Annotated in this window: 16 protein-coding genes and 1 tRNA gene; 7 read left to right on the top strand and 10 right to left on the bottom strand. The window is 31.2% G+C overall.

All coding sequences use genetic code 11. From position 1 onward, the window contains the following. Nucleotides 1–18 precede the first annotated feature (18 nt). The 3 genes from prfB to FWJ34_RS04895 form a co-directional block, all read right to left on the bottom strand. Nucleotides 19–1,126 (bottom strand): peptide chain release factor 2 gene (gene prfB, locus FWJ34_RS04885; RefSeq protein WP_308254204.1). Its coding sequence is split into 2 segments (ribosomal slippage): nt 19–1,053 and nt 1,055–1,126, totalling 1,107 coding nucleotides; the frame shifts between segments, so codons are not numbered across the junction. Between the two features lie 95 nt (nt 1,127–1,221). Next, nucleotides 1,222–2,067: a zinc-dependent peptidase gene (locus tag FWJ34_RS04890; protein WP_308254205.1), complete on the bottom strand. Its 846-nt coding sequence runs from the start codon at nt 2,065–2,067 to the stop codon at nt 1,222–1,224. A 223-nt stretch (nt 2,068–2,290) separates the two neighbouring features. Next, nucleotides 2,291–3,178, bottom strand: a complete 888-nt coding sequence (locus FWJ34_RS04895) for an MBL fold metallo-hydrolase (protein WP_308254206.1) — start codon at nt 3,176–3,178, stop codon at nt 2,291–2,293. 202 nt (nt 3,179–3,380) lie between these two features. Between FWJ34_RS04895 and FWJ34_RS04900 the strand changes: the two genes are divergently transcribed. After that, nucleotides 3,381–4,253 carry a 6-carboxytetrahydropterin synthase gene (locus FWJ34_RS04900; RefSeq protein WP_308254207.1) on the top strand — a complete coding sequence of 291 codons (873 nt, stop codon included), beginning with the start codon at nt 3,381–3,383 and terminating at the stop codon, nt 4,251–4,253. Between the two features lie 234 nt (nt 4,254–4,487). On the opposite strand, the gene rsmD is transcribed toward FWJ34_RS04900, so the two are convergent. The 4 genes from rsmD to FWJ34_RS04920 all read right to left on the bottom strand — a co-directional run bounded on the left by rsmD (nt 4,488) and on the right by FWJ34_RS04920 (nt 9,338). Continuing rightward, nucleotides 4,488–5,039, bottom strand: coding sequence for a 16S rRNA (guanine(966)-N(2))-methyltransferase RsmD (gene rsmD / locus FWJ34_RS04905; protein WP_308254208.1), 552 nt, complete (start codon nt 5,037–5,039; stop codon nt 4,488–4,490). Nucleotides 5,040–5,104: 65 nt separating this feature from the next. Then, nucleotides 5,105–5,713 carry a precorrin-8X methylmutase gene (locus FWJ34_RS04910; protein WP_308254209.1) on the bottom strand — a complete coding sequence of 203 codons (609 nt, stop codon included), beginning with the start codon at nt 5,711–5,713 and terminating at the stop codon, nt 5,105–5,107. Nucleotides 5,714–5,820: 107 nt separating this feature from the next. After that, nucleotides 5,821–5,894 (bottom strand) — tRNA-Pro (locus FWJ34_RS04915). 309 nt (nt 5,895–6,203) lie between these two features. Beyond that, nucleotides 6,204–9,338 (bottom strand): DEAD/DEAH box helicase, encoded by a 3,135-nt coding sequence (locus FWJ34_RS04920; RefSeq protein WP_308254210.1) that lies wholly within the window; start codon nt 9,336–9,338, stop codon nt 6,204–6,206. A gap of 830 nt (nt 9,339–10,168) precedes the next feature. On the opposite strand from FWJ34_RS04920, the gene FWJ34_RS04925 reads away from it, so the two are divergent. Beyond that, the gene (locus FWJ34_RS04925; RefSeq protein ID WP_308254211.1) at nt 10,169–11,338 is read left to right on the top strand and encodes a response regulator; all 1,170 of its coding nucleotides are present in this window, start codon (nt 10,169–10,171) and stop codon (nt 11,336–11,338) included. A gap of 548 nt (nt 11,339–11,886) precedes the next feature. On the opposite strand, the gene FWJ34_RS04930 is transcribed toward FWJ34_RS04925, so the two are convergent. Both FWJ34_RS04930 and FWJ34_RS04935 read right to left on the bottom strand, forming a co-directional pair. Beyond that, nucleotides 11,887–12,423: a DUF2808 domain-containing protein gene (locus FWJ34_RS04930; protein WP_308254212.1), complete on the bottom strand. Its 537-nt coding sequence runs from the start codon at nt 12,421–12,423 to the stop codon at nt 11,887–11,889. 84 nt (nt 12,424–12,507) lie between these two features. Next, complete coding sequence (locus FWJ34_RS04935) at nt 12,508–13,089, bottom strand: 5-formyltetrahydrofolate cyclo-ligase (RefSeq protein WP_308254213.1); 582 nt, start codon at nt 13,087–13,089, stop codon at nt 12,508–12,510. Between the two features lie 222 nt (nt 13,090–13,311). Between FWJ34_RS04935 and FWJ34_RS04940 the strand changes: the two genes are divergently transcribed. From FWJ34_RS04940 to FWJ34_RS04960, 5 genes are all read left to right on the top strand, one after another. Further along, entirely contained in the window at nt 13,312–15,066 is a 1,755-nt protein-coding gene (locus FWJ34_RS04940) for a S8 family peptidase (RefSeq protein WP_308254214.1), read from the top strand. 516 nt (nt 15,067–15,582) lie between these two features. Beyond that, a complete protein-coding gene (locus tag FWJ34_RS04945) occupies nt 15,583–17,604 on the top strand; it encodes a recombinase family protein (protein ID WP_308254215.1) in 2,022 nt (673 codons plus the stop codon). Between the two features lie 61 nt (nt 17,605–17,665). After that, entirely contained in the window at nt 17,666–17,863 is a 198-nt protein-coding gene (locus tag FWJ34_RS04950) for a hypothetical protein (RefSeq protein ID WP_308254216.1), read from the top strand. A gap of 74 nt (nt 17,864–17,937) precedes the next feature. Continuing rightward, complete coding sequence (locus tag FWJ34_RS04955) at nt 17,938–18,720, top strand: HpsJ family protein (RefSeq protein ID WP_308254217.1); 783 nt, start codon at nt 17,938–17,940, stop codon at nt 18,718–18,720. Between the two features lie 131 nt (nt 18,721–18,851). Continuing rightward, nucleotides 18,852–19,574 carry a DUF502 domain-containing protein gene (locus tag FWJ34_RS04960; protein ID WP_308254218.1) on the top strand — a complete coding sequence of 241 codons (723 nt, stop codon included), beginning with the start codon at nt 18,852–18,854 and terminating at the stop codon, nt 19,572–19,574. 232 nt (nt 19,575–19,806) lie between these two features. Here the strand turns inward: FWJ34_RS04960 and FWJ34_RS04965 are convergent. Further along, nucleotides 19,807–22,157 (bottom strand): type ISP restriction/modification enzyme (locus FWJ34_RS04965; RefSeq protein ID WP_308254219.1); only part of this gene is annotated, 2,351 nt, incomplete at its 5' end.

A 22,157-nucleotide genomic window follows, 5' to 3' on the forward strand; every position in this document is an offset into this window, starting at 1 on the left:
CTATTCTTGCACATTACATCAATTTTTTTCTAAATTGCGTAAATATGCCTCGATAAAATTATTTAATTCACCGTCTAAAACATCATTAACTGCCGTAGTTTCGATATTAGTGCGCAAATCTTTGACTAATTGGTAAGGATGAAAAACATAGTTCCGGATTTGATTACCCCATGCCGCTTCCACAATATCTCCACGAATTTCCGCAATTTCTTTTGCTCTTTGTTCTTCAGCGATGACTAATAATTTACCTTTAAGTATAGCTAAGGCTTTCTCTTTATTTTGTAATTGCGATCGCTCTTGAGTACATCTTACCCCAATACCAGTAGGAAGGTGAACAATGCGTACAGCAGTTTCCACTTTATTAACATTTTGCCCCCCTTTACCTCCAGCACGAGTAGTAGAAATATCTAAATCTTTATCAGGGATTTCTAACTTAATCGCTTCCTCTCCTAAACTGGGCATGACATCTACTCCAGCAAAACTGGTTTGTCGTTTCCCATTGGCGTTATAAGGGGAGATTCTCACTAATCTGTGATGGACTTTGACCCCGTTTAGATTGCCATAGGCCTTTTGACCATCAATTCCAAAGGTTGCCGACTTGATACCAGTCTCATCCCCCTCAGAAATTTCCGCTAGAATACATTGATAATTTTGTATTCCAGCACAACGAGTATACATTCTTAATAACATTTGAGCCCAATCTTGAGCATCTGTACCACCAGCACCGGCATTGATAGTTAAAATAGCACCTTTTTGATCATAAATACCACTGAGTAACTTTTGCAATTCCCATTTATCTAGGGCTTGAGTTAAGGAAGTGATATTATTTTGTGCTTCGGCGAATAATTCTTCATCCCCTTCTAATTCTAATAACTCAATAATGGCTTTGGTATCTTCTAAGTTACTTTGCCAATAATAAAATTGCTCTAAACTAGACTTAACATCATTTAATTGTTGTAAAGTTTGTTGGGCTTTATCTCCACTATCCCAAAAATGAGGTTGCGCCGCCACTTGTTCTAAATCAGCAATTTGTGCCTTAATCTGGGGTATGTCAAAGATAGTCCTGAGTTTTACCCAGGCGATGACTGATTATGCTAATATCTCTCTTTAAATCCGATAATTCCATTCTTACTATAGTGATTCTTCTTGTTTTTATCTAATTATGATAGAGTTTTATCAATAACTTTTTCTGAACTATTTTGATCACAATTTTATCACAGTTCATAATTCATAATTAATAATCCATTGTATCGGATCGACACCATAAAATTTACTAACTTGGTCATATAAAAGAGGATGATTAGCCTGTAAGAGTCTTGAGTTAAGGAAAAAAGCCTCTGTCACCACTGCAAAAAATTCCGCACTACTAATAGCACCATAGGCATCAATGACGGTTGGTTGTTGGTTTTTCACTGCCTGACAATGGTTATAATATTCCTTGCCAAAAATTTCACCCCACATTAAACTCTCTTGTAAGTTTTTTAAACGAGGCATTCCCGTTGCGTTCCCAAATTCTTGATCCAGTTGATGGGCAAATTCATGTAAAATGACATTTTCACCTTTAGAAGGATATGGAGATTTTTCGGCTATTTCAGCCCATGAGAGATAGACTACTCCATCATAACCACTTTTATCGCCTACGGATGATAAACCTAATAATATTATCGGATTTTCTTTTTTATTTTTATTCTCAATGATCATCTGAGGATAAACGTAAATATATTTAAGGTAAGGAAAGTAATTGCGTCTATTCTCCTTGTCACCTAACAATAATATACAGGCTTGAGAGGCGATCGCCAATTTTGTATATATAGTTATAATAAAACCATCTTGACCGATAAACTCTTTTTCTGCTAAAAAAACTTTAATATAATCCTGTAATTCTAACTTTAAATTATTAGGTAAAATGCGATATAAATAAATATTTTTTTCTAAAAAATGATGCCAATGAGGACAAAAACTACTCTTTTTGAAAAATGTTCTTCTTCTTTTAACTTGATAAGGAATGATTAGATAATAAATAATAAAAAAAATAATAAATAATAAAATTAAGATAATATCAGTCATAAATAAATCTCTGAAAGCTAGTAGTAATGACTTTACTTATTTAAGTCTAAAAAGTTTACTACAAACCTAAATTATTAAATAAAACAATTATTGCCATCCTAAATCATTAGTGAAGAATTAAAGATTAAAAAATAAATATGTAAATCTTACTATACCGTCAAAGCTGATAGCCGATAGCTAACACCTCTTTAAATCTCACAACTCACATAGTCAGATTGCTATATTAACTATTTTTTGTCGTATTTTCTTTCATCCAATCAATACCAATGGATAATTGTCGTTGCATTTCTGATGGTGATGCTTGATAACGTCGCCCATGACCGGGTAAAATCCATTCAAAGTTATATTGTGTCAATTTTTCTGTAGATTCTATTACTTTTTGCCAAGAATACCAGCAATAATCCCGAAAACCGACTAACTTCTGTATCTTATTTGACCATGCAAGATGATCTCCTGTAAATAAAAATTTATTTTTGTACAATAAAACTGTATGACCTTTACTGTGGCCAGGAGTAGGTATAATTAGGAGATCTTGTGCTAATGTCCAAGGTTCGGTAATATCTAATTTAATCTCGACATTTTCTGTTTGCCGTTTTATCTCATTTTGGTGTAAAATGCGATCGCAATTAAAATGATCACGAAAAAGTTGATGATCAGCAACATCATCTTGATGAGTAAGATAAAGATATTTAACACCACCCATTTTTTCCAATTGTGTCACCAAAGGGGTATTAAAACGAGGAGAATCAATTAAAATATTACCCTCAAAGCGTTGAATAAAATAACTAGCGGCACCATAGGATTTTTCAGAATGATAACCACAATAATACACATTATCATCTATCAGTAAAGGGAAACTTTGTTGAATTTGTCGAATATCTTGGGGTTTATTAATTGTACCAATAGAAGAAGTAGGACAAGATAATAAAGCCTGTAAAGAATGCTGTCTTTCTTTGGCTGTAGCTGGTTGAGAATAGACAGCAGATTTATCTCCCTGACGAGTAAAAATTTCTGGTGCAATCCAACGACAGGTATCACAATCGATACAAGTATCATCGACAAAAAAGTCTCCTTCAACATTTTCTTTTCGCCGTTGAGTAACTTTAGCCATAGTAATTTTAGGAATCATCAAAAAAGATTATTTATCTATTTTAACGTCAGTTCGATCTAATAGCTTATTCGTTAAAGGTAATTCACAACTTTTATGTTTCTAAGCCCAAACTCAGGTTAAATTATTAACGAAAGTAAAGCAAACAATGATAAATTAGTATAGAAATCATCATCTGAACTATCAACTATTCACTATTTACTATATGGAATGTATCGTCAATCGTAGGGCGAAATTTAGCGCCAGTCATCGTTATTGGTTGCCAGAGTTATCAGAAGAAGAAAATCAAGGCAAATTCGGTGCAAATAGTCGTTTTCCAGGCCATGGACATAATTATATCTTATATGTATCTATTATCGGTCAATTAGATAAATATGGTATGGTGCAAAATCTTTCAGAAGTGAAAAAAGTAATTAAACAGGAAGTCACAAGCCAACTAGACTACAGTTATCTCAATGATACATGGTTTGAATTTCAGGAAACTTTACCGACAACTGAAAATATTGCCAAAGTAATATGGGAACGTTTATCACCTTATTTACCACTAATAGACATACAATTATACGAACATTCTCAACTTTGGGTTAATTATAAAGGAAATAATATGGAAGCGACTTTAACAGTTCAAACTCACTTTAGTGCAGCACATCGTCTAGCCTTACCAGACTTAAGTTTTGAAGAAAATACGGCAATTTATGGTAAATGTGCTCGTCCGAATGGTCACGGACACAATTATCATTTAGAAGTATCAGTAACCGGTGAAATGGATGCCCGTACTGGTATGATCATAGATCTAATGGCGTTACAAAAAGTTATCGATGATTATGTAGTCGAACCTTTTGATCATACTTTTTTAAACAAAGATATTCCTTATTTTGCTGAAATTGTGCCGACTGCGGAAAATATCGCTGTTTATATAGCTCAATTATTACAAGAGCCAATCAGCAAATTAGGAGCAGAACTTGATAAAGTAAAATTAATTGAAAGTCCGAATAATTCTTGTGAAATTTTATGCCGTAAATCTAGTTTAAATAATCAAAAGAAAAGTGAATCTATTTTACAACCCGTTTTAGCTTAATTTTGATAAGTAGAGGATGCTAAAAAAAGTTTTTTGATGAAAGTAGGGAAGAGGAAAGAGCTCATTTGAAAAGAGTTTTAATAGTTTGGCAAGGGATTTAAACCCCTTGTTAGAAATTTAGTTTATCAATACATAATAATAGTAATTTTCACATAAGCGAGGTACAGGCAAGGGGTGATCATCCGATTGTTAGCAAGATTTATAGAGACTTCACCATAATGAAAAACGCTATATTTAATTTACAGTGTTGCTATGTTCATAAATATTAAGAGCAATATTACCATAAAATTTCGTTTGAATTAACTGTAAATTATGATGATTTTTTAAATTAGATTTTTTGGGATTATATTCCACTGCAATTTGACCAATATTAGGTTTTAAAAGTTGATAATTATAAACGGCATTTAAAACATCATTATAAAAATCACAATCATAAGGAGGATCAAAATAAATTAAATCAAATTTTCGTCCATTTAATCCTTTTAATCTGTGTAAAATATCACCTCTTAAGACTTTAAATTCTTGATTCTCATGGGCTACTTTTTGCCAATTTTCCCTAATTATTTGACAAGCAAGGGATGATTTTTCAATAGCGATCGCCTCAAAAGCTCCTCGACATAAGGCTTCAGCCCCCATTGTACCATTACCAGCACATAAATCTAACCATGAAGCGGATTCAATTTTATCTTGCCAGATGTTAAATAATGCTTCTCTGACTTTGGATGTAGTTGGGCGAGTATCTTTACCAGAGAGAGTTTTGATTTCTCTGTTACCATAAATACGCATAAATAATTAGGAATTAAGAGTTAAGAATTTGTCGGAGTTGAATATTATTTATTCCACCCTTATTATTAACTGTCAACTGACATCACAAGTAAAGCGTTAATAATTGCTGCGGCTACTGTTGAGCCTCCTTTATTACCGATAATTTGTATCTGCGGAATATTTAACTTGGCTAAATATGCTTTAGATTCTAACACCGAAACGAATCCTACGGGGGCACCAATAACTAAAGAGGGTTTAATTTTTTGTGACTCGCATTGTTTACAAAGAGCTATCAAAGCAGTAGGAGCATTACCAATGACATAAATCCCTTGAGGATATTTTTCACAGCATTGTAGTAAACCTGTTTCTGTCAAAGTTTTACCTTTTTTTACCTTTTTTGCCTGTTTTACCGCCACAATTATTTTATTTTGATGAGTTTTCCTCACCATATTACGGATTCCTTCTTTTACCATGCTGACATCGGTTATTATGGGAGTTTTTGCTTTTAAAGTAGCGATCGCAATATCAATTACAGAAGGGTTACATTGAAGAAGATGTAAAAAATCAAAATCGGCAGTAGTGTGAATAATGCGACGGATAATATTATACTCCGAAGGGGTTAAATGATGTTCACCGATAATGTTGTCAATCAGGGCAAAACTTTTTTGAATAATGGGATTTGTAAGACTTTCCAAGATTTTAGTTAGTTAGTTAACAATTACAGATAGTTGACAACTCACTTTTTATTAAATTTACTAGCTGAGATGATCGTAACTTTTATCCTCATAAGACTTGAGAGGAATCGGGATGACAGGATTTGAACCTGCGACTCCTTCGTCCCGAACGAAGTACGCTACCAAGCTGCGCTACATCCCGCACTTACAATATTTTATTATAACATATGGTAGGTCGAGTTGAAAAATGAAACCTAACAGAAGTTTGTCTATCCGAAAATCATTTGTGAGAATTTCAAAGTTATCAAATAATTCCTTGGTAAAGAGCTTAAGCCCCTTGTTGGCTAATAAAGTGTTTATATTCTGACAAGAGAATAGACTTCTGCACCAAGTCGAGGCAATGGGCAATGGGCACTCTTGCAATGGTTATTAAAATTGATGATTCCTCATCTTAAATAGATTTTAATTTTTATTTTGCACTCGTGTCTAATATTGATATATATTGCTAATCTTATAAAATAGCATTTCTTTCTAATACTAATAAGTTTCTTAATTGATCTGTATCTAAATCCGTTAACCAATCTTCTCCGGTATTAATTGTTTGTTCTGCTAGTTGTTTTTTACTTTCTAAAATATCATTAATTTTTTCCTCTAATGTACCGCTACAGATAAATTTATGCACTTGTACATTTTGTTTTTGTCCTATGCGAAAAGCTCGATCAGTTGCTTGATTTTCTACCGCAGGATTCCACCATCTATCATAGTGAAAAACATGGTTTGCCTTTGTTAAATTTAAGCCTGTTCCTCCCGCTTTTAATGATAGGATAAAAACAGGTGGTCCTTGAGGATCATTTTGAAAACGATCAACCATTTCTTGACGTTTTTCTATTTTCGTGTTCCCTGATAAAAACAATACTTCAACCCCTAGTTTTTGCTTTAAATAAGGCTGTAATAGATTTCCCCACTCTGCAAATTGTGTAAAAATCAAACTATGATCGCCTTCTGATACTACTTCTTCTAACATCTCTTCTAACCGTAATAATTTACCAGATCTCGGAGAAAAATCGAGCTTTTCTTCTTTTAATAAATGAGCAGGATGATTACAAACTTGTTTTAATTTCATCAATAAAGTTAATACTAATCCATGACGTTTAATCCCAGTAGTTTCATTGATTTTTGCTAAAGATTCTTCCACTAAATTTTGATACAATTGAGCTTGTTCTGATGATAAACCACAATAAACATTCATTTCCTGTTTTTCAGGTAAATCTTGAATAATATTTTTGTCGGTTTTTAACCTTCTTAAGATAAAAGGTTGTACCAGTGATCGTAAAGTTTGTAAAGAATGTTGATCTCCAAATTTTTCGATAGGGATAGTAAAACGCCGTTGAAAAAATTGTTGTGTACCTAAATATCCGGGGTTTAAAAATTGCAAAATTGACCACAATTCTGAGAGACGATTTTCCACGGGAGTGCCTGTTAAAGCAATTCTAAATTCTGATGTTAACTCTTGTACTGCTTGAGTTTGTTTCGCTTGGGGATTTTTAATATTTTGAGCTTCATCAAGAATAACACCTTGCCATTCTACCATATTTAAAGTCTCAAAATCACGAAAAATTAAGGCAAAACTGGTAATAACAACATCAACTTTTTTAGCCATTTTTAAAAATATTTTTTCTTTACTTCTTTGCTCTCCGTGATGGATAATTACTTTCAATGATGGTGCAAATTTTTGAATTTCTCTTTCCCAGTTATTTAAAACAGAAGTAGGACAAACAATAAGACTAGGTTTTGTTAATAATTCTTCTTCTTTTAAAGTTAATAAAAAAGCGATTAATTGTACAGTTTTTCCTAAACCCATATCATCAGCTAAACACGCTCCTAAATTCCATTTTTCTAAAAAATATAACCAACTAAATCCTACTTGTTGATAAGGGCGTAAAGTACCTTGAAAACTTTCAGGTGTAGATAAAACATCAATTTTTTGATTATCATTAATACTATTAATTAAATCAGCTAATGCACCACTACTTTCAAAAGCAATTACTGGTAGTTTAGCAATAGTTTCATTCATGCCACTGCTTAATCTTAAAGCATCTTCAACAGTTAAATTAATATTATTTTCTGTTTGATTTAAAATGTCTTCCGCCGCTTTAACATCAGCAGGTTGTAAGGCTAACCATTGTCCATCTATTTCTACTATAGGAGATTTTTGAGCCAGTAAATTTTGAAACTCTTTTTTCGTTAAAGTTTTATCACCAACAGCAACTTTTAAATTATAATTTAACAGACTATTTAAGTTTAATCTTTCTCCTTTTTTGAGATTAACTTTCGCTTCAATTTTTACTCCTAAGCGTTTTTCATCAACACCACTAGCTAAACCATTAGGCAAAATTACCCCTAAACCATTATCTTGTAACTGCCAAACAACACCACGAATAAATTGATAGGTTTCAATGGCATTTAAAGTACAAAAATTAGGCATAGATTCTTGTAAACTTTTAGCAATAGGTTCATAAAATCTACTAGCTAATCCTAAACCTTTTAAAATGATTTCTTGGGGATTTTCTATGGTACGATCATCAATATCCAATTCAGAATAAGAATGTTGCCAAATTTGTTCAGTAGGTAATAAAAAATCAGGATTATCTAATGCTTGTAAATAATAATTTAATTTCCAATTTTCATAATTATCTGTTTGATTTTGATTAATAGGAGGTTGTAATTTAAAACAAATTCGATACTGTTTTTTAACTAATTGATGCTCTGATGTAATTAAGTTATCTTGAATGGGTAATGTCCAATTATCAAAAGCCGTTTTTAATCTTTTACTATCTAATAACGGTAAATTAGTAGTAAAATTTTCAGTACTATTTAAAGATTCTAACCAAGGCTGAATAATTAAATCATTATTAGGCAGAGGAGAATAATTATTTAAAAGTTTTCTTACCTGTGCATCTAAAATTGTACCTAAAAAATCTAAAATTAATTCTTGTGGAGGAATAACAGAATCATCTTCTGATTCCACATAACATCGGCACAGAGAAGGCATTAATTGTATAAATTTTGCCAGACGACTTTGATCAATATTACTATCTAATAAAGGTTGCCAAAAACTCTTATTTTTATCATCTATACCGGGTAAAAATTTTTGCCGACAAATTAAATCTAAACTCCATCGATAAACATGACTCCAAAAACGTAAATCTGAGCCAATATAGTCAACTTTACTTAAAGGTAATTTTGGAAAAAAAATTAATAATTCAAAAATATCTAGCTTAAAACCAACTACTTCCCAAGGATATAAAATCACCGTACTTAGTTTATTATTAATAGCAATAAATTGTTCATATAAAAGAGGAATAACTGTTTTAGATTTAGGTTTTTTCTGAGAAGGAAACAGCACCATTTCCCATTGCCAAATTTCATTTAATTTATTTTGATATTTTTTAAAAGCATCTGTATAACCATATTTTTCTAACAATGAATATAAAATATTAGGTTGCTCAAGTAAAAAAGGATAAAGATATAAATATTCAGCTTCTAAATCATATTTTTCCTTTTCTAATTGTTTCCATTCTTCACTCCAAATAAAAAAATATTTTTGCTCATTTTTTATTAAAAAGCTACCATGTAAAGTTGACATATTATATAAACTAAGATGAATTGCTAATAATTAGTATTCGAGAAGTAGATGAATAAAATAATTTTTAAATTAATTATGTTAATTAGTAACAAAAACTAGAGAATAAAATTACCCAAGTAGGCAAAAGCTCACTATTGTTACTCTTATGGATAAATGGGAAAACTGATGTCAGTAATCTGTGCATTGTCAGATTAATTATAAGCCCTCAGTTTATCATCTTTAGAACCACTTACAAACAATTTGATCAAAAAGCCGTCATTTTTACAGTGAGATTGATTACACATTCCCAACAATTAAAAATAAAATCAATTTAACATATATTTCATGAATTCTTATCTGTATTGCAAGAGTGCATCGGTGCATCGTTGCCGGAACTTCTTGGAAAAGTCTATTGATTATCAAGGTTAACGTACATAAAATAGGTAATTATTAAGTTATTTAAGTTATTTAAGTTATTTTGTTCTGATCAACAGAATTAAGTTTAAAATAGTTACATATAGGGATAAAGAACTTTGAGCAAAAAAGTATTACCGAGAGGGGCTTTTAGGAAGAGCGTACTCCAACTTTAACAGGGAATTAGAGATCAAGTAAGCTATTAGTAGGGATGTAGGGATATAGCAATACTACTTCCGTACATAGTCATAGGTTTAACACTAGATATTTTGACGTTTCTATTACAAGGCAAGATTCCTTCTTCATAAAGTGGGCAGGAAAAATGTGGTTTAAGAAGGGAACTGAAAAAATCAAGAATTGTCCGTTATGATTTTTAATAACGGGGAAATGCCCAGAATGTCAGTCTTTATTCAGATTAATGAGATCAAGAGGGTAAAATGCTAATTAAAACCAATACAGTATCAAAATTAAAAGAAACTATTAATACTTTAGCAAAAGAAAGTAAAAATGGCGTTTTAGTATGTAAATATAAAGAAGTTATCGGAGAGATTCATTTTTTTTCTGGAAAATTAATTTATACAGTCATATACAAACATAGAGTAAGACGTTGGAAAAGAGCATTATTAAAAGCAGGTATTCATACCGAAATAAAATCAATTACCTTTGAGGATGAGCAGCCCTGGGAATATCAGCTATTTTCTCATGAATTAGCACACAAGAAAATCGGCATGACTCAGGTTAAAGACATTATTCGCACCGTGGCAGAAGAGGTTTTTTTTGAATTATCCGGGTATCTTGACTTAGAAATGCAGTGGCAAGATAAAATTAAAAGTCAATCAGGATTAGCTTTAGTATTAGCTTTATCTAATCAAGAAGTTAATCTTGTGATCGAAAATGCCTGTAAATTAAGAGAAGATTGGGATGCTCAAGGTTTAAAAACATTAAGCCCTACCTTAGCACCAATGGGCAAAACCAGTCAGACAAATGAATCTTTTTCTTGGTTGCTTGATACTATAGACGGCAAGTTAAGCTTATGGGATTTAGCCTTAAAAAATAAAAAATCGATTAATGAATTAGGTAGTTTATTAATTCCCTATATTCGTAAAGGTGTCGTCAAATTTAAAGAGATTCCCGACTTAAACATATCAAATCCCCAACCAGTATCCATTAAAAGTGAAGTTGTCGAAGAAACTCAAGAAAAAAAATCTACTCCTTCATTTAAAAGTAAAACTGCTCAAAAAAAATCCCTTCTGATTGCTTGTATTGATGATAGTCCTGTTGTCGCCCATAATATCAAAAAAATTCTTATCCCAGCTGGTTATGAAGTCTTAGCAATTCCTGAGCCAATGCACGGTTTTTCTCAATTAATTGAACATCAACCCCAGTTAATTTTGTTAGATATTAATATGCCGAATGCTAATGGTTATAGTGTCTGTCAATTTTTGCGTAATTCACCGATCTTTGAGAAAACACCTATTATTATTTTAACGGGACAAGATACCAATATTGATCGAGCTAGGGCAAAATTAGTTGGAGCAACGGATTTTATGGCTAAACCGCCTGATGAAAAAGTTTTATTATTAATTTTGAAAAAATATCTGAATTAACCTAAAAGGTGAGACTAGGTGATGAGGAGACTAGGAGAAAATTCACTTAAACATTATTAAAATTGATTTTCGATAATTATTTATTAAATTTAATTTAGATCTTGAGTTATTTTGAGAACAATCTTCCCCCCTCTCCTTATCACTCACCTGAGATTCCTTCCCTCCCTGTCTTGCCTCCATCAGTTTATTAGACATCTCCAATAATTAAATTCAATCAATTCTAATAAGCTATTTATGAATTTAGGCTATGTTTTTAATGATCCCTGAGTTAAAATCAGATTTTTTGGAGAAGTCTATTATAGTTAGTTAAAATAACACTGAGACAGTTAGAAAAATTATGTAGGGCGATGCACTGCCCACCAATCAAGGTTTTTGAGAATTTTTAATATTATTAAACTGTTTCATTCTTATTTAAAATGACTATAAAGTTGAACTTAGGTAAGATCGATCAGGGTGTGGTTTACTAATTTGAAAAGCGCTGTAAGATCAATTTTATTCACTTTTCACGAATTCCTGCCACTGGTTGTAAGTTGTAAGAAGTCTAATGATTAATTGCTAATACTTAAAATCCATGTACCTACATTTAATCTTAAAGGTACTTGTCCTGGTGTTAAAATTTGCCCTTGTAAATAAAAAGTACCCCCGTTTTCTGGGTTTTTTACATTAGAAAAGACTAATTCAACTTTATTACTTTCCAGTAAAGGTTGTTCTAAGTCAATTTCAATAATACGACTTTCTTGATCCCATACAATTTCTCTAATAGGTAATTTTTTATCTTTGACTCGAACTTCAATGGATTTAAGATCAAATTTACCGGTAAAATAATCAGGATAACTAATGAAAAATTTAGACACTCCTTGAGTAATCTTTTTACCTGGTATTCTTAGACGATAACGATCCCAACCTCCGGATTTTCCTCCAAAATCTAAGTGATAATTAAGTATATCTTGACGATCAACTCCGCTAAAAATAGTTAATCCGGGGTTACTTTGTGCTGAGACAACATAGGGCAATCCTGTTATTAATGTTGCTGTTAATGCTAATGTTGCCCAAAAACCTTTATTTTTAATTTTTAATACATTCATTGTAATTTAATATAATTTTGATTTTACTCATTGTCAGTCTAACAAACTGTACCCTGTGACGGGTAGTTTTGCTAATTTTGTTCCTTAATTTTTGACTTTTTCTATCATTGTTGATTCTGTACAAATATAGTTTAAAGGTTTATCCCATGATTCATAAGGCAACTGAGGCACATAAGCAAAATTAAAAACAATACCTATAGTCGGAATATTTTGCCATGATGGTAATTCTAACATTCGATCATAATAACCGCCTCCATAACCTAATCGATAACCATTGCGATCGCACATCACCGCCGGAACTAAAATGAGATCAACGGTAGTAATATCAATTAAAGGATAATTAGGCAAAGGTTCATAGATACCGTAAGAATTTGGTCGTAATTTATCCCCCCATTGCCATTGATGCCACATTAAACTTTTTCCTTGACAACGAGGTAAACCACAAATAAAACTTTGTTGTTGATGTAATAAACTTAAATCAGGTTCTTGTTTAAAACTAAGATAACTTAAGATGACTTTTGCTTGATTAAAAATTTCACTATTTACTAAATTTTGACACAGGTGATCGCTTTTTATCTGCCATTGTGAGGGAGTAAGTTGTAACCGTTTTTCAATAAATTGTTTTCTTAAAAGTTTTTTTTGTTCAGAAATTGTCAAATTATCCATGATTTAATGTGGAAGCAATGAACGGGATTTAAACATAAATCAGACCCAAATAATATCAAGTTCGGATAATTAGTTATAAATAAGGTCTCTCGTTTTTGGCCACCTAATGATAACAAGTTAAACCTTTGATTAATTCTTGTTGTTTCATCAGCTCCTGCTTGATCTAATACTAAAAGCATTATAAGGTTTATAATAGTGAATCATCGCTACTCCGTAATCACTATGAAAAAACTATTACTCATTTCTATCTTTTTAATCGGTTTAGGATTTGCTTTATTTAATTTCAAAGGATTAGCAAATCAAGGAGAATTTAACTCCATCATTATTAATTTTCGTCAAGATATTCCCGTTACAGAATTAGAAAAAAATATTCAATTTATTACCTCAAAAGTTCAAGAAATACCCATTTTAAATAGTATCTTTTCCACTGAAGAAAGAGTTTATATTGTCGAAGGTGATCAAAATACCCTCAAAAACCTACGTCGATCACCTTTGAAAAAAGAAGTAGAATATATTGAGCCAAATTATCTTTATCATAGCTTAGAAGTACCCAACGATCCTGCTTATACACAACAGTGGAACTTGCGTAGTATAAATATTGAACAAGCATGGGATGAAACAAAAGGAGAAGATGTAACCGTTGCGGTAATAGATACCGGCGTAACCAAAGTGCCAGATTTTGATCAAACTCAATTCGTGGAAGGCTATGATTTCGTTAATGATAAAGTTGATGCTTCAGATGACGTAGGGCATGGTACACACGTTGCCGGTACGATCGCTCAATCCACTAATAATAACTATGGGGTTGCAGGAATAGCTTATAAAGCCAAAATTATGCCCTTAAAAGTCTTAGGAGTCAATGGTGGCACAGTGGCAGATATAGCCGAAGCCATTAAATTCGCCGCCGACAACAAAGCTGATGTCATTAACATGAGTTTAGGAGGAGGAGGAGATAGCCAATTAATGCGTGATGCCCTCAAATATGCCCATGATAAAGGAGTGGTAATTATTGCCGCCGCTGGTAACGAAAATCGAAATAGTGCATCATTTCCTGCTCGTTATCCCCTAGTAATTAGCGTTTCGGCTACAGATTCTATTGGGAATAAAGCACCTTACTCTAATTTTGGCGCCGGAGTAGATATAAGTGCACCAGGAGGTAGCGAAACAGGTAAAATTATTCAAGAAACTATCTCAGGAGAGAATCAACAACCCGCATTGATCGGTTTTCAAGGCACAAGCATGGCTTCCCCTCACGTTGCTGGAGTAGCAGCGTTAATAAAATCAACAGGTATTCAAAATCCCGATGAAATTCGAGAAATTTTGGTCAAATCTGCGCGTAAAATCGAAAAAGATCCTTTAAATCATTATGGTGCAGGACAATTAGATGCGGCTCAATCCGTTAAACTGGCATTAAAAGGGCAAATTACCCCAAGAGACTTTTTACGATGGTTGAAAAACAGTGGTTACTTAAACCCCGGATTTTGGATCGATGGCGGTACAATTACCTTATTACCAAAGTTAGGTATGGTTTTAGGTTCATATTTATTAGCGTGGTTTTTGCGTAACTATCTTACCTTTAATCTTAGTTTAGCCACTGGTTTAGTCACCGGTAGCAGTGGTTTATTTTTCCTACAAGGATTATATATCTTTGATTTACCTCAATGGCCTTTTCGTTTAATGGGCAGTTCCGTGCCAGAATTAGGTAACGTAGTCATGGGTACAAATAGTTTAAATCCTTTCTTTGCTAGTGCTTTAATTCCTTTTATTTTAATTGTTTTATTTTTAAGTCATCCACAACTCAAATACTTTGCTATTGGCACGAGTTTAGGGGTTACTTCTTGCTTAATAATTACCGCTTTTACTAATCCTATAGTTTGGGGTTTAGGTTATGGCTTAACTTCACAAATTTTCTTATTAGTTAATGCTATTATTTGCTTTTATTTAGCTTATTTAGCCCATCAAACCATTAAAAATTAGGAATTATAGCAATTTAAATCATTAAAAATTGGGAGGTAAGGGCTTTAAACCCTTTGTTTAGTTAAATATAGTGTAATTAATATGTATTTTACATACTCAACAAAAACTATTAAAACTCTTTCCTATTCGCAAATCCGCTCTTCTCTATGTTCACGACACCACTATGAGGCAACCCCTAATTATGATTAAAACATTTATTGACTCAGCAGTATTAATTTTTGCCTAATCCAATTATATCAACTAGCCAGAGATTATCACTTGAGTCAAAATCGTTTGAATGAGTCAAAAGTTAATTTTTCTAGTGCGATCGCCCTTATAATTTAATTACAATTAAGACAAAAATGATCAGACAATAATATATTGTTTATAAATCTTGCCTTGCTAACAAAGGATTTTAGCCCCTTGCTCGTACCTCGCTTATGTGAAAATTGCTATATATCTGCTGATAGCTCAAATTGTTAATTGTTAATTGTTAATTGTTATAATTAATGAGAAATCATCGTCAAAATTTAGCCCTTGTCTATTCTCGAATCTCCGCCCATTTGGATTGTTGGTGATAGTTGTTGTGGTAAAACAACCCGTTTAGCTTCTTTAATGGTGAAATGGTTAGAAACATCATCTTTTCTGGAAAAACCATTAATTTTATGTGCGAATGGTGAGAGTAAAAAAACTCTGATTAAAATACTTTTAAGTCTCAATAGTAATAGTTATCAGACGAAAATAAAAACTCCTTTAGCATTAATGATGGAAGATGTGATACTTTTTTATCCTTTACTTTGTCAACAATTAAATTTACCGTCACAATTACCTATACGTTTACGCCCAGAAACTGAGCAAGAATTGGCAACTCAGTTATGGCAATCATCTTTAAATGTTGAATTAATTGGGATATTTGGCAATGAATATAATTGTGTCAGACGTATTTTAGATTTTTTACAGTTAGCAACAGCAGAAGGAATTTCTCCTGAAAAAATTGGCGATCGTTTATTAGAATCGAAAATTATTAATATAAATAAAAGAGAAATTTTTATTAATTTAATTCAAGAATTAATTTTACAATGGCGTAAATGGTGTTTAGAAAAAGGTTTGTTAAGTTATGGATTAATTTATGAACTTTATGGACTTTATCTATTACCAAATAATTATTATCAATCTTATTTAAAAGACAATTATCAAGCTATTTTTGCTGATGATGTGGACGATTATCCAGCCATGATGGCCGATTTAGCTAAGGTATTTTTAACGGAAAAAAAAACCGCAGTTTTTACTTATAATCAAAACGGTAAAATTTCTTTAGGTTTAGGTGCAGATCCTCAATATTTGCAAGAATTAGCTAAATTTTGTCATCAAGAATCTTTAGTTATTAATCAGATAAATAGTTTAAGAGTTAAAGTGGAAACTCTCATTTTAGAAATTATTAATCAAGGTTATACTCAACAAAAAATAATAGATAATGTTAGACATATTATTAATGATAATTCAAGAGGAGATTTATTAAATCAAACAGCAGAATTTATTGTTAAATCAATCAAATCAGGTGAAATTCAAGCTGATGAAATTGTGATTATTGCACCCGGATTAGACGAAATTGCACGATATACTATTATTAATTATCTGAAGGATCATGGTATTGAAGTTAAACCGATAAATGAACAACGCCCGTTAATTACTTCTCCTTTAATTCGCAGTACTTTAACTCTTTTAACTTTATTATATCAAGGTAATGGTAGATTATTAGAAAAGGAAATGATCACGGAAATGTTGGTTATTTTATCATGGGAAAATATTGATTTAGTACGAGGAGGTTTATTGGTAGATTATTGTTATTCTCCTGATATAAATTACCCTAGTTTATTAACTGTACAATCATTTCCACGATGGGATAGATTAACTTATCAAAGTTTAGAATCTTATAATCAAATTCGAGAATGGATTGATAAAAATAGAGAAAAAATTAACAGGGGAAATAATCACCTTTTAGCCATAACTGATGACATTTTAGAGCATTTTTTCTTGAAAGTGGATAAGTTAAATTATAGTCAATTAGCTACTCTTAGAGAATTTAGAGAAACTGCTCAACATTTTTGGGAAATACAACAACGGTTAAAAAATCATCAGATCAACGATATACTAAGGCAATTAATTCATTTATTACGCAAAGGTACAATTAGTGCTAATCCTTTACCAATGGCAATTATACCTCCTTTAACTGCTGTTGAACCTAAAGCAGTGGCTATGGCTTCAGTATATCAATATCGTTCCCTTCGTACTTATCACCGTTGGCAATTTTGGTTAGATGTGGGCAGTAATTATTGGAGTCAAAGTGGAGAATTATTAGCTTCACCTATCTTTTTAAAATCATGGAAACCAAACTCTAATGCTATTGGGGAAGAATTAGAATCAGAAAATGAAAGAATAATCAGAATCATACAAGATTTATTAGCTAGAGTTACAGAAAAAATCTTTTTTTGTTATAGTGAATTGGATGTCAAAGGTAATGAACAAATAGGCAAATTATCCGCTTTGGTAGATAATTAATAATTGTGTTCAAAACATCTAAGATCAATAACTCAATAACTATTAATAATTATTTATGTATATGACTCCTAAAAGTGGCGTATTGCTACTTGTTTCTTGTATAACGGCGATCGCTTCAGTTGGTTCTGTGTTTGAATTAACATCGGGAGTACCGCAATTAGGTCAAACAAATACGACTATTATTTTAGCGATTAGTGTTCCTTTAACAATAATATCTTTTTTCCTAGCGGTAATGGATGCTAGGGCAAATTTAAAATAATTGATAAGTACTTGGATAGAATAAATCGTACTCTATAACTAAGATAATTGATAATATTTAGTAAAACTTAAACTATGAAAATTACTTCTGCTTTTATTAGTCTCTCCTTAACATTAGTGGGAGGCATTCTCTTAATTTCTTCTTTAATTGATTATCTTTTCCTCTTAATTCCTTTACAATTAGATGATCAAAATTGGCAAATAAATATTACTAATAATTTAGTTGATCGAGGTATTGTTCCTTTAATTGCCATTGCTATATTATTGATAGGATGGTGGATTAATGATAATAATAATCAAAAATCAGGCAGAAAGATTCGTCTTCCTGTTTTTATTCTTTCAAGTATTTTAGGGTTATTATTTTTAATTTTAGTACCGTTACATTTAGTTAATCTGAATGGTGTTAGCACGGATTTAATGGCTCAAATTAATCAAAAAATGGGACAACAAGAAGCTCAAATTCAAGGTTTTATTGCCCAATTAGAAGCTATTTCTCAAAATCCTGAACAATTAAAGCTACAAATTGAGCAAAGAAATCAAGTCATCGAGGCCGGAGGAGTAATACAAGGTCAAAAAATTGATCCTCAACAGTTACAGTTAATTACTGCTCAACGAGATGAATTACGACAAATTTTAGAATTGTCAAAAAAACCAGATCAGTTAAAAGCGAAAATACAAGAAGTGCAAACAAAGCTACAATCAGAATTACAACAAGTAGTAGAAAAAGAAAAAACAAAAGCACAAACTTTAGCCTTAAAACAAAGTTTACGCACCTCTATTAGTAGTTTTATGTTGGCGATCTCCTATATTGTCATCGGTTGGCTAGGATTACAAATGATGATGACAAAAGTCAGTTAAATTAATGACTAATGAACAATTAACAATTATATTTCATTGATAGTTATGATACTTCACACAATATGTTAGGTTAGGGCTATTTCCCTTTATAATGGGATCATTATAGATAAATAAATAGAGATAGGGAAGTTGTGTTGCAACGCATAAAGCAAGATTTAAAAAATGATTTGATTGCTGGATTGTTAGTAGTTATTCCTTTAGCAACAACAATTTGGTTAAGTTACGTCATTGCTAACTGGGTGATTAAATTTCTTACGGAAATACCAAAACAAATTAATCCCTTTGATAGCCTTAACCCGATTGTTACTAATTTACTAAACTTTTCCATTGGATTAACTGTGCCTTTTTTGTTCATATTAGTAATTGGTTTAATGGCGAGAAATATCGCTGGTAGATGGTTATTAGATTTGGGGGAAAAAATATTACAAGGGATTCCCTTAGCTGGTTCAATTTATAAAACCCTGAAACAAATTTTAGAGACATTATTCCAAGATTCTGAAACAAAATTTAGAAGAGTTGTCATGGTGGAATATCCCCGTCAAGGTGTTTGGAGTGTAGGATTTATTACTGGTAAAGTTAGTAATATGTTTCAAGAAAAATTGGATAAACCAACGTTAAGTGTTTTTATTCCTACCACTCCTAATCCTACATCAGGATGGTATGCCATAGTACCAGAAGAAGACGTTATCAATGTTTCGATTTCCATTGAAGATGCTTTTAAAGTTTTAATTTCAGGAGGCATTGTTAGCCCCAATAGCGGAGAAATTGTCCATAACAATAGCAGTAAAACAACAGTATCAATAAACTCTTTAAGTAATAATCTCTCTCAGAAAACCAGTTCAGAAATCAGTTAATTTGATCAAGATCAAAAATTGTCGAAAAAAAATTTTACAAAATATGTACTTACTGTTACAATAATTGTAAAGAAATCTTACAGAGAAACATTGGAAACGCCCTGCATAGATTTCCTCAAGATTAAACGACAACAAATATTTGCCGACACTAACAATGTCGGTTTTTTTTGTCAATTTATTTAGAATCTACGGAAGTAAGGATATTAGTGGCGATCGCTCGTCTCAAGATTGGTTAATTATTTTTATTCATTTGGTTAATTATTTTTATTGTTTCAATACTGACGGTAGTAATTCTCATTAATAAGTCTATTACTTGCTCTTTATAGTCAGCAAAGCGATAATTATTAAATTTTTGGGCGATCGTTTTATCTTTGGGTTTTTTCTCTTTATATTGATCTAATATCCATTCAATTGCACTACGATTACCTAGTTTATATTCCCATGCTTCTGGGGGTATTTCTGTTAAGGTTGTGACTTCATCAAGGATAATTTTATGGTTAATTTTATCTGCTTTTAACTTAGGTTTAGGTATATTATTTTTAGGCAACGAACTACTTTCAGGCAAAGGGCTTAAGCCCCTTGTTATAGATATATCAATTCTGTTTAATTCATAAGGCTTAATTGTCTCATAATTTAGGTGTAATTCTATTAATTGTTTACCCCAATTTGTCCACTGCCAAAAGTCATTATAAAAAGGTATTCTGGGAAATTCTCTCTTTAAATTTAGTTCATATAATTGACGATATTCAGGGTTATGTAAAACTCCATAAACATAGTTAAATATATCTTCTTTTCCTATGTTTTTATCTCCATAATTATCTCTAAATTGTTCTAATCCCCAATTAGTTATATTATCAATTCTTTCTCCTTTTTCATATCTATACAATGACAAACATTGAGTTTTTTCTAGTGTATCAAATCCCGTTAAAAATTTGGAGATTAAAGTTTGAAAAGATTTACTAGCACCATTACCAGAAATATTTAGAATTAAATTATTTTTATCTAAAGATTTTGTCAACATTTCATAGTGATTAGATGTTAGTCTATCCGACAATGATTTATCACCATAATAAAATTTTGAAATAAAAGGACGATAATTAAATTTAATTATAAAATCTTCCTGAAATTCTAATAAAATATTATTAATAAAATGATTTTTTAAGGATGCACTCCATTTAATAACATCACCAAAACTGTAATTTATATCATATTCTCTATCTTTATTATTTTTGATATTTATTTTTGCTAAAGAATTATAAGTATTAATAAAATAAATGATTTTCTCTATTAAATTCTTTTTATCATCATCAAATACCCATTCATCTCTAGCAGTATTAACTCCCACTGAAAATAACTTAAATACAGCTTTTTCATCATCTTCATTTTTAGATAATTTAGTCTCTTTATTTATTAAAGGCAATAAACTTTCAAAATCATTATAATCTGGTAAATTTATCCAGTTATTATTTTTATCAGGATTAATAGTCTCAAAATTAATTGACTCTAAATTATTTGCACTTAAAAACTTTAATTTATCCTCAGCTATTTCTAATTCTGGTCTTCTGGTGTAAAATATTTTAGCGGGTAACTTATTATCATTATTTTTAAATTTTACTAAAAGGAGAATAGCAACCCCTGTTTTAATACCAAAAACATTATGAGTTGTACCTGATAATTTAGGATTTTTTCTGACATCTCCCCCTAAATCAATAATATAAATAAAATTAAAATCTTGCTCTAAACACTTTCTAAAACCGTCAAAAGTTCTAGCATCACTAAAAGAATTGTTAGTAATAAAAGCAATAATTCCTTCATTATTTAACCTATCACTTGCCCAACGATAAAAACGAGAATACATATCATAAACTTTTGTTTTTTGGGTTGTACTTTCCTTAACATAAGTCTCTTTTATTCGTTTATCAATGGCTTCATAACTGCGATTTTTATTATTATCATTTTCATTTTGTTGGTTAGCATTATAAGGTGGATTACCAATAATAACCGATATTTTGCTCTCATTTTGCCTTTTTATTCTCTCAGTATTTTCTTGACTCATAGAAAATAAATCAAACTGTTTACCACTAAAATTAGTATGCTCTAAAGTTTCCAGTAAAAAGATATTAATAAACTCTAAATATTTCCCTGTTTTTTGTTGATAAGAATACTCAATATTAAGGTTTGCTATATAATAAGGTAAGATAGAAATCTCGTTACAATGAATCTCATTTTTATATTTATATTCAATATCCCTAGGCAATAAAAACTCTAAAATTTCAGTAATAAAAGTACCTGTACCAGTAGCGGGATCTAATATTTCAACACCTTTATCTCTTAGAGACAATGGGCTTAAGCCCCTTGTAAAATGTTTATTTAATAAATAATCGGTACTTTCTACCATAAATTTAACAATTTCATTCGGAGTATAAACTATCCCTAATCTATCGGCTTCTTTGGGATTATAGGCTTTATAAAAGTTTTGATAAACTACTTTTAAAAATTTCTGTTTTTCTTGGTGATTAACTATATTAGAAGCGGTGCGAATAATGAGATTATAATAACTTTGAATGGTCTTAAAAGTATTTC

It is taken from the genome of Geminocystis sp. GBBB08 (assembly GCF_016743215.1).
Classification (GTDB): domain Bacteria; phylum Cyanobacteriota; class Cyanobacteriia; order Cyanobacteriales; family Cyanobacteriaceae; genus Geminocystis.

Coding starts and splice junctions, on each gene's coding strand:
- FWJ34_RS04890 (WP_308254205.1), bottom strand. CDS start 2,067: ATGACTGATATTATCTTAATTTTATTATTTATTATTTTTTTTATTATT.
- FWJ34_RS04895 (WP_308254206.1), bottom strand. CDS start 3,178: ATGGCTAAAGTTACTCAACGGCGAAAAGAAAATGTTGAAGGAGACTTT.
- FWJ34_RS04900 (WP_308254207.1), top strand. CDS start 3,381: ATGGAATGTATCGTCAATCGTAGGGCGAAATTTAGCGCCAGTCATCGT.
- rsmD (WP_308254208.1), bottom strand. CDS start 5,039: ATGCGTATTTATGGTAACAGAGAAATCAAAACTCTCTCTGGTAAAGAT.
- FWJ34_RS04920 (WP_308254210.1), bottom strand. CDS start 9,338: ATGTCAACTTTACATGGTAGCTTTTTAATAAAAAATGAGCAAAAATAT.
- FWJ34_RS04925 (WP_308254211.1), top strand. CDS start 10,169: ATGCTAATTAAAACCAATACAGTATCAAAATTAAAAGAAACTATTAAT.
- FWJ34_RS04930 (WP_308254212.1), bottom strand. CDS start 12,423: ATGAATGTATTAAAAATTAAAAATAAAGGTTTTTGGGCAACATTAGCA.
- FWJ34_RS04935 (WP_308254213.1), bottom strand. CDS start 13,089: ATGGATAATTTGACAATTTCTGAACAAAAAAAACTTTTAAGAAAACAA.
- FWJ34_RS04940 (WP_308254214.1), top strand. CDS start 13,312: ATGAAAAAACTATTACTCATTTCTATCTTTTTAATCGGTTTAGGATTT.
- FWJ34_RS04950 (WP_308254216.1), top strand. CDS start 17,666: ATGACTCCTAAAAGTGGCGTATTGCTACTTGTTTCTTGTATAACGGCG.
- FWJ34_RS04955 (WP_308254217.1), top strand. CDS start 17,938: ATGAAAATTACTTCTGCTTTTATTAGTCTCTCCTTAACATTAGTGGGA.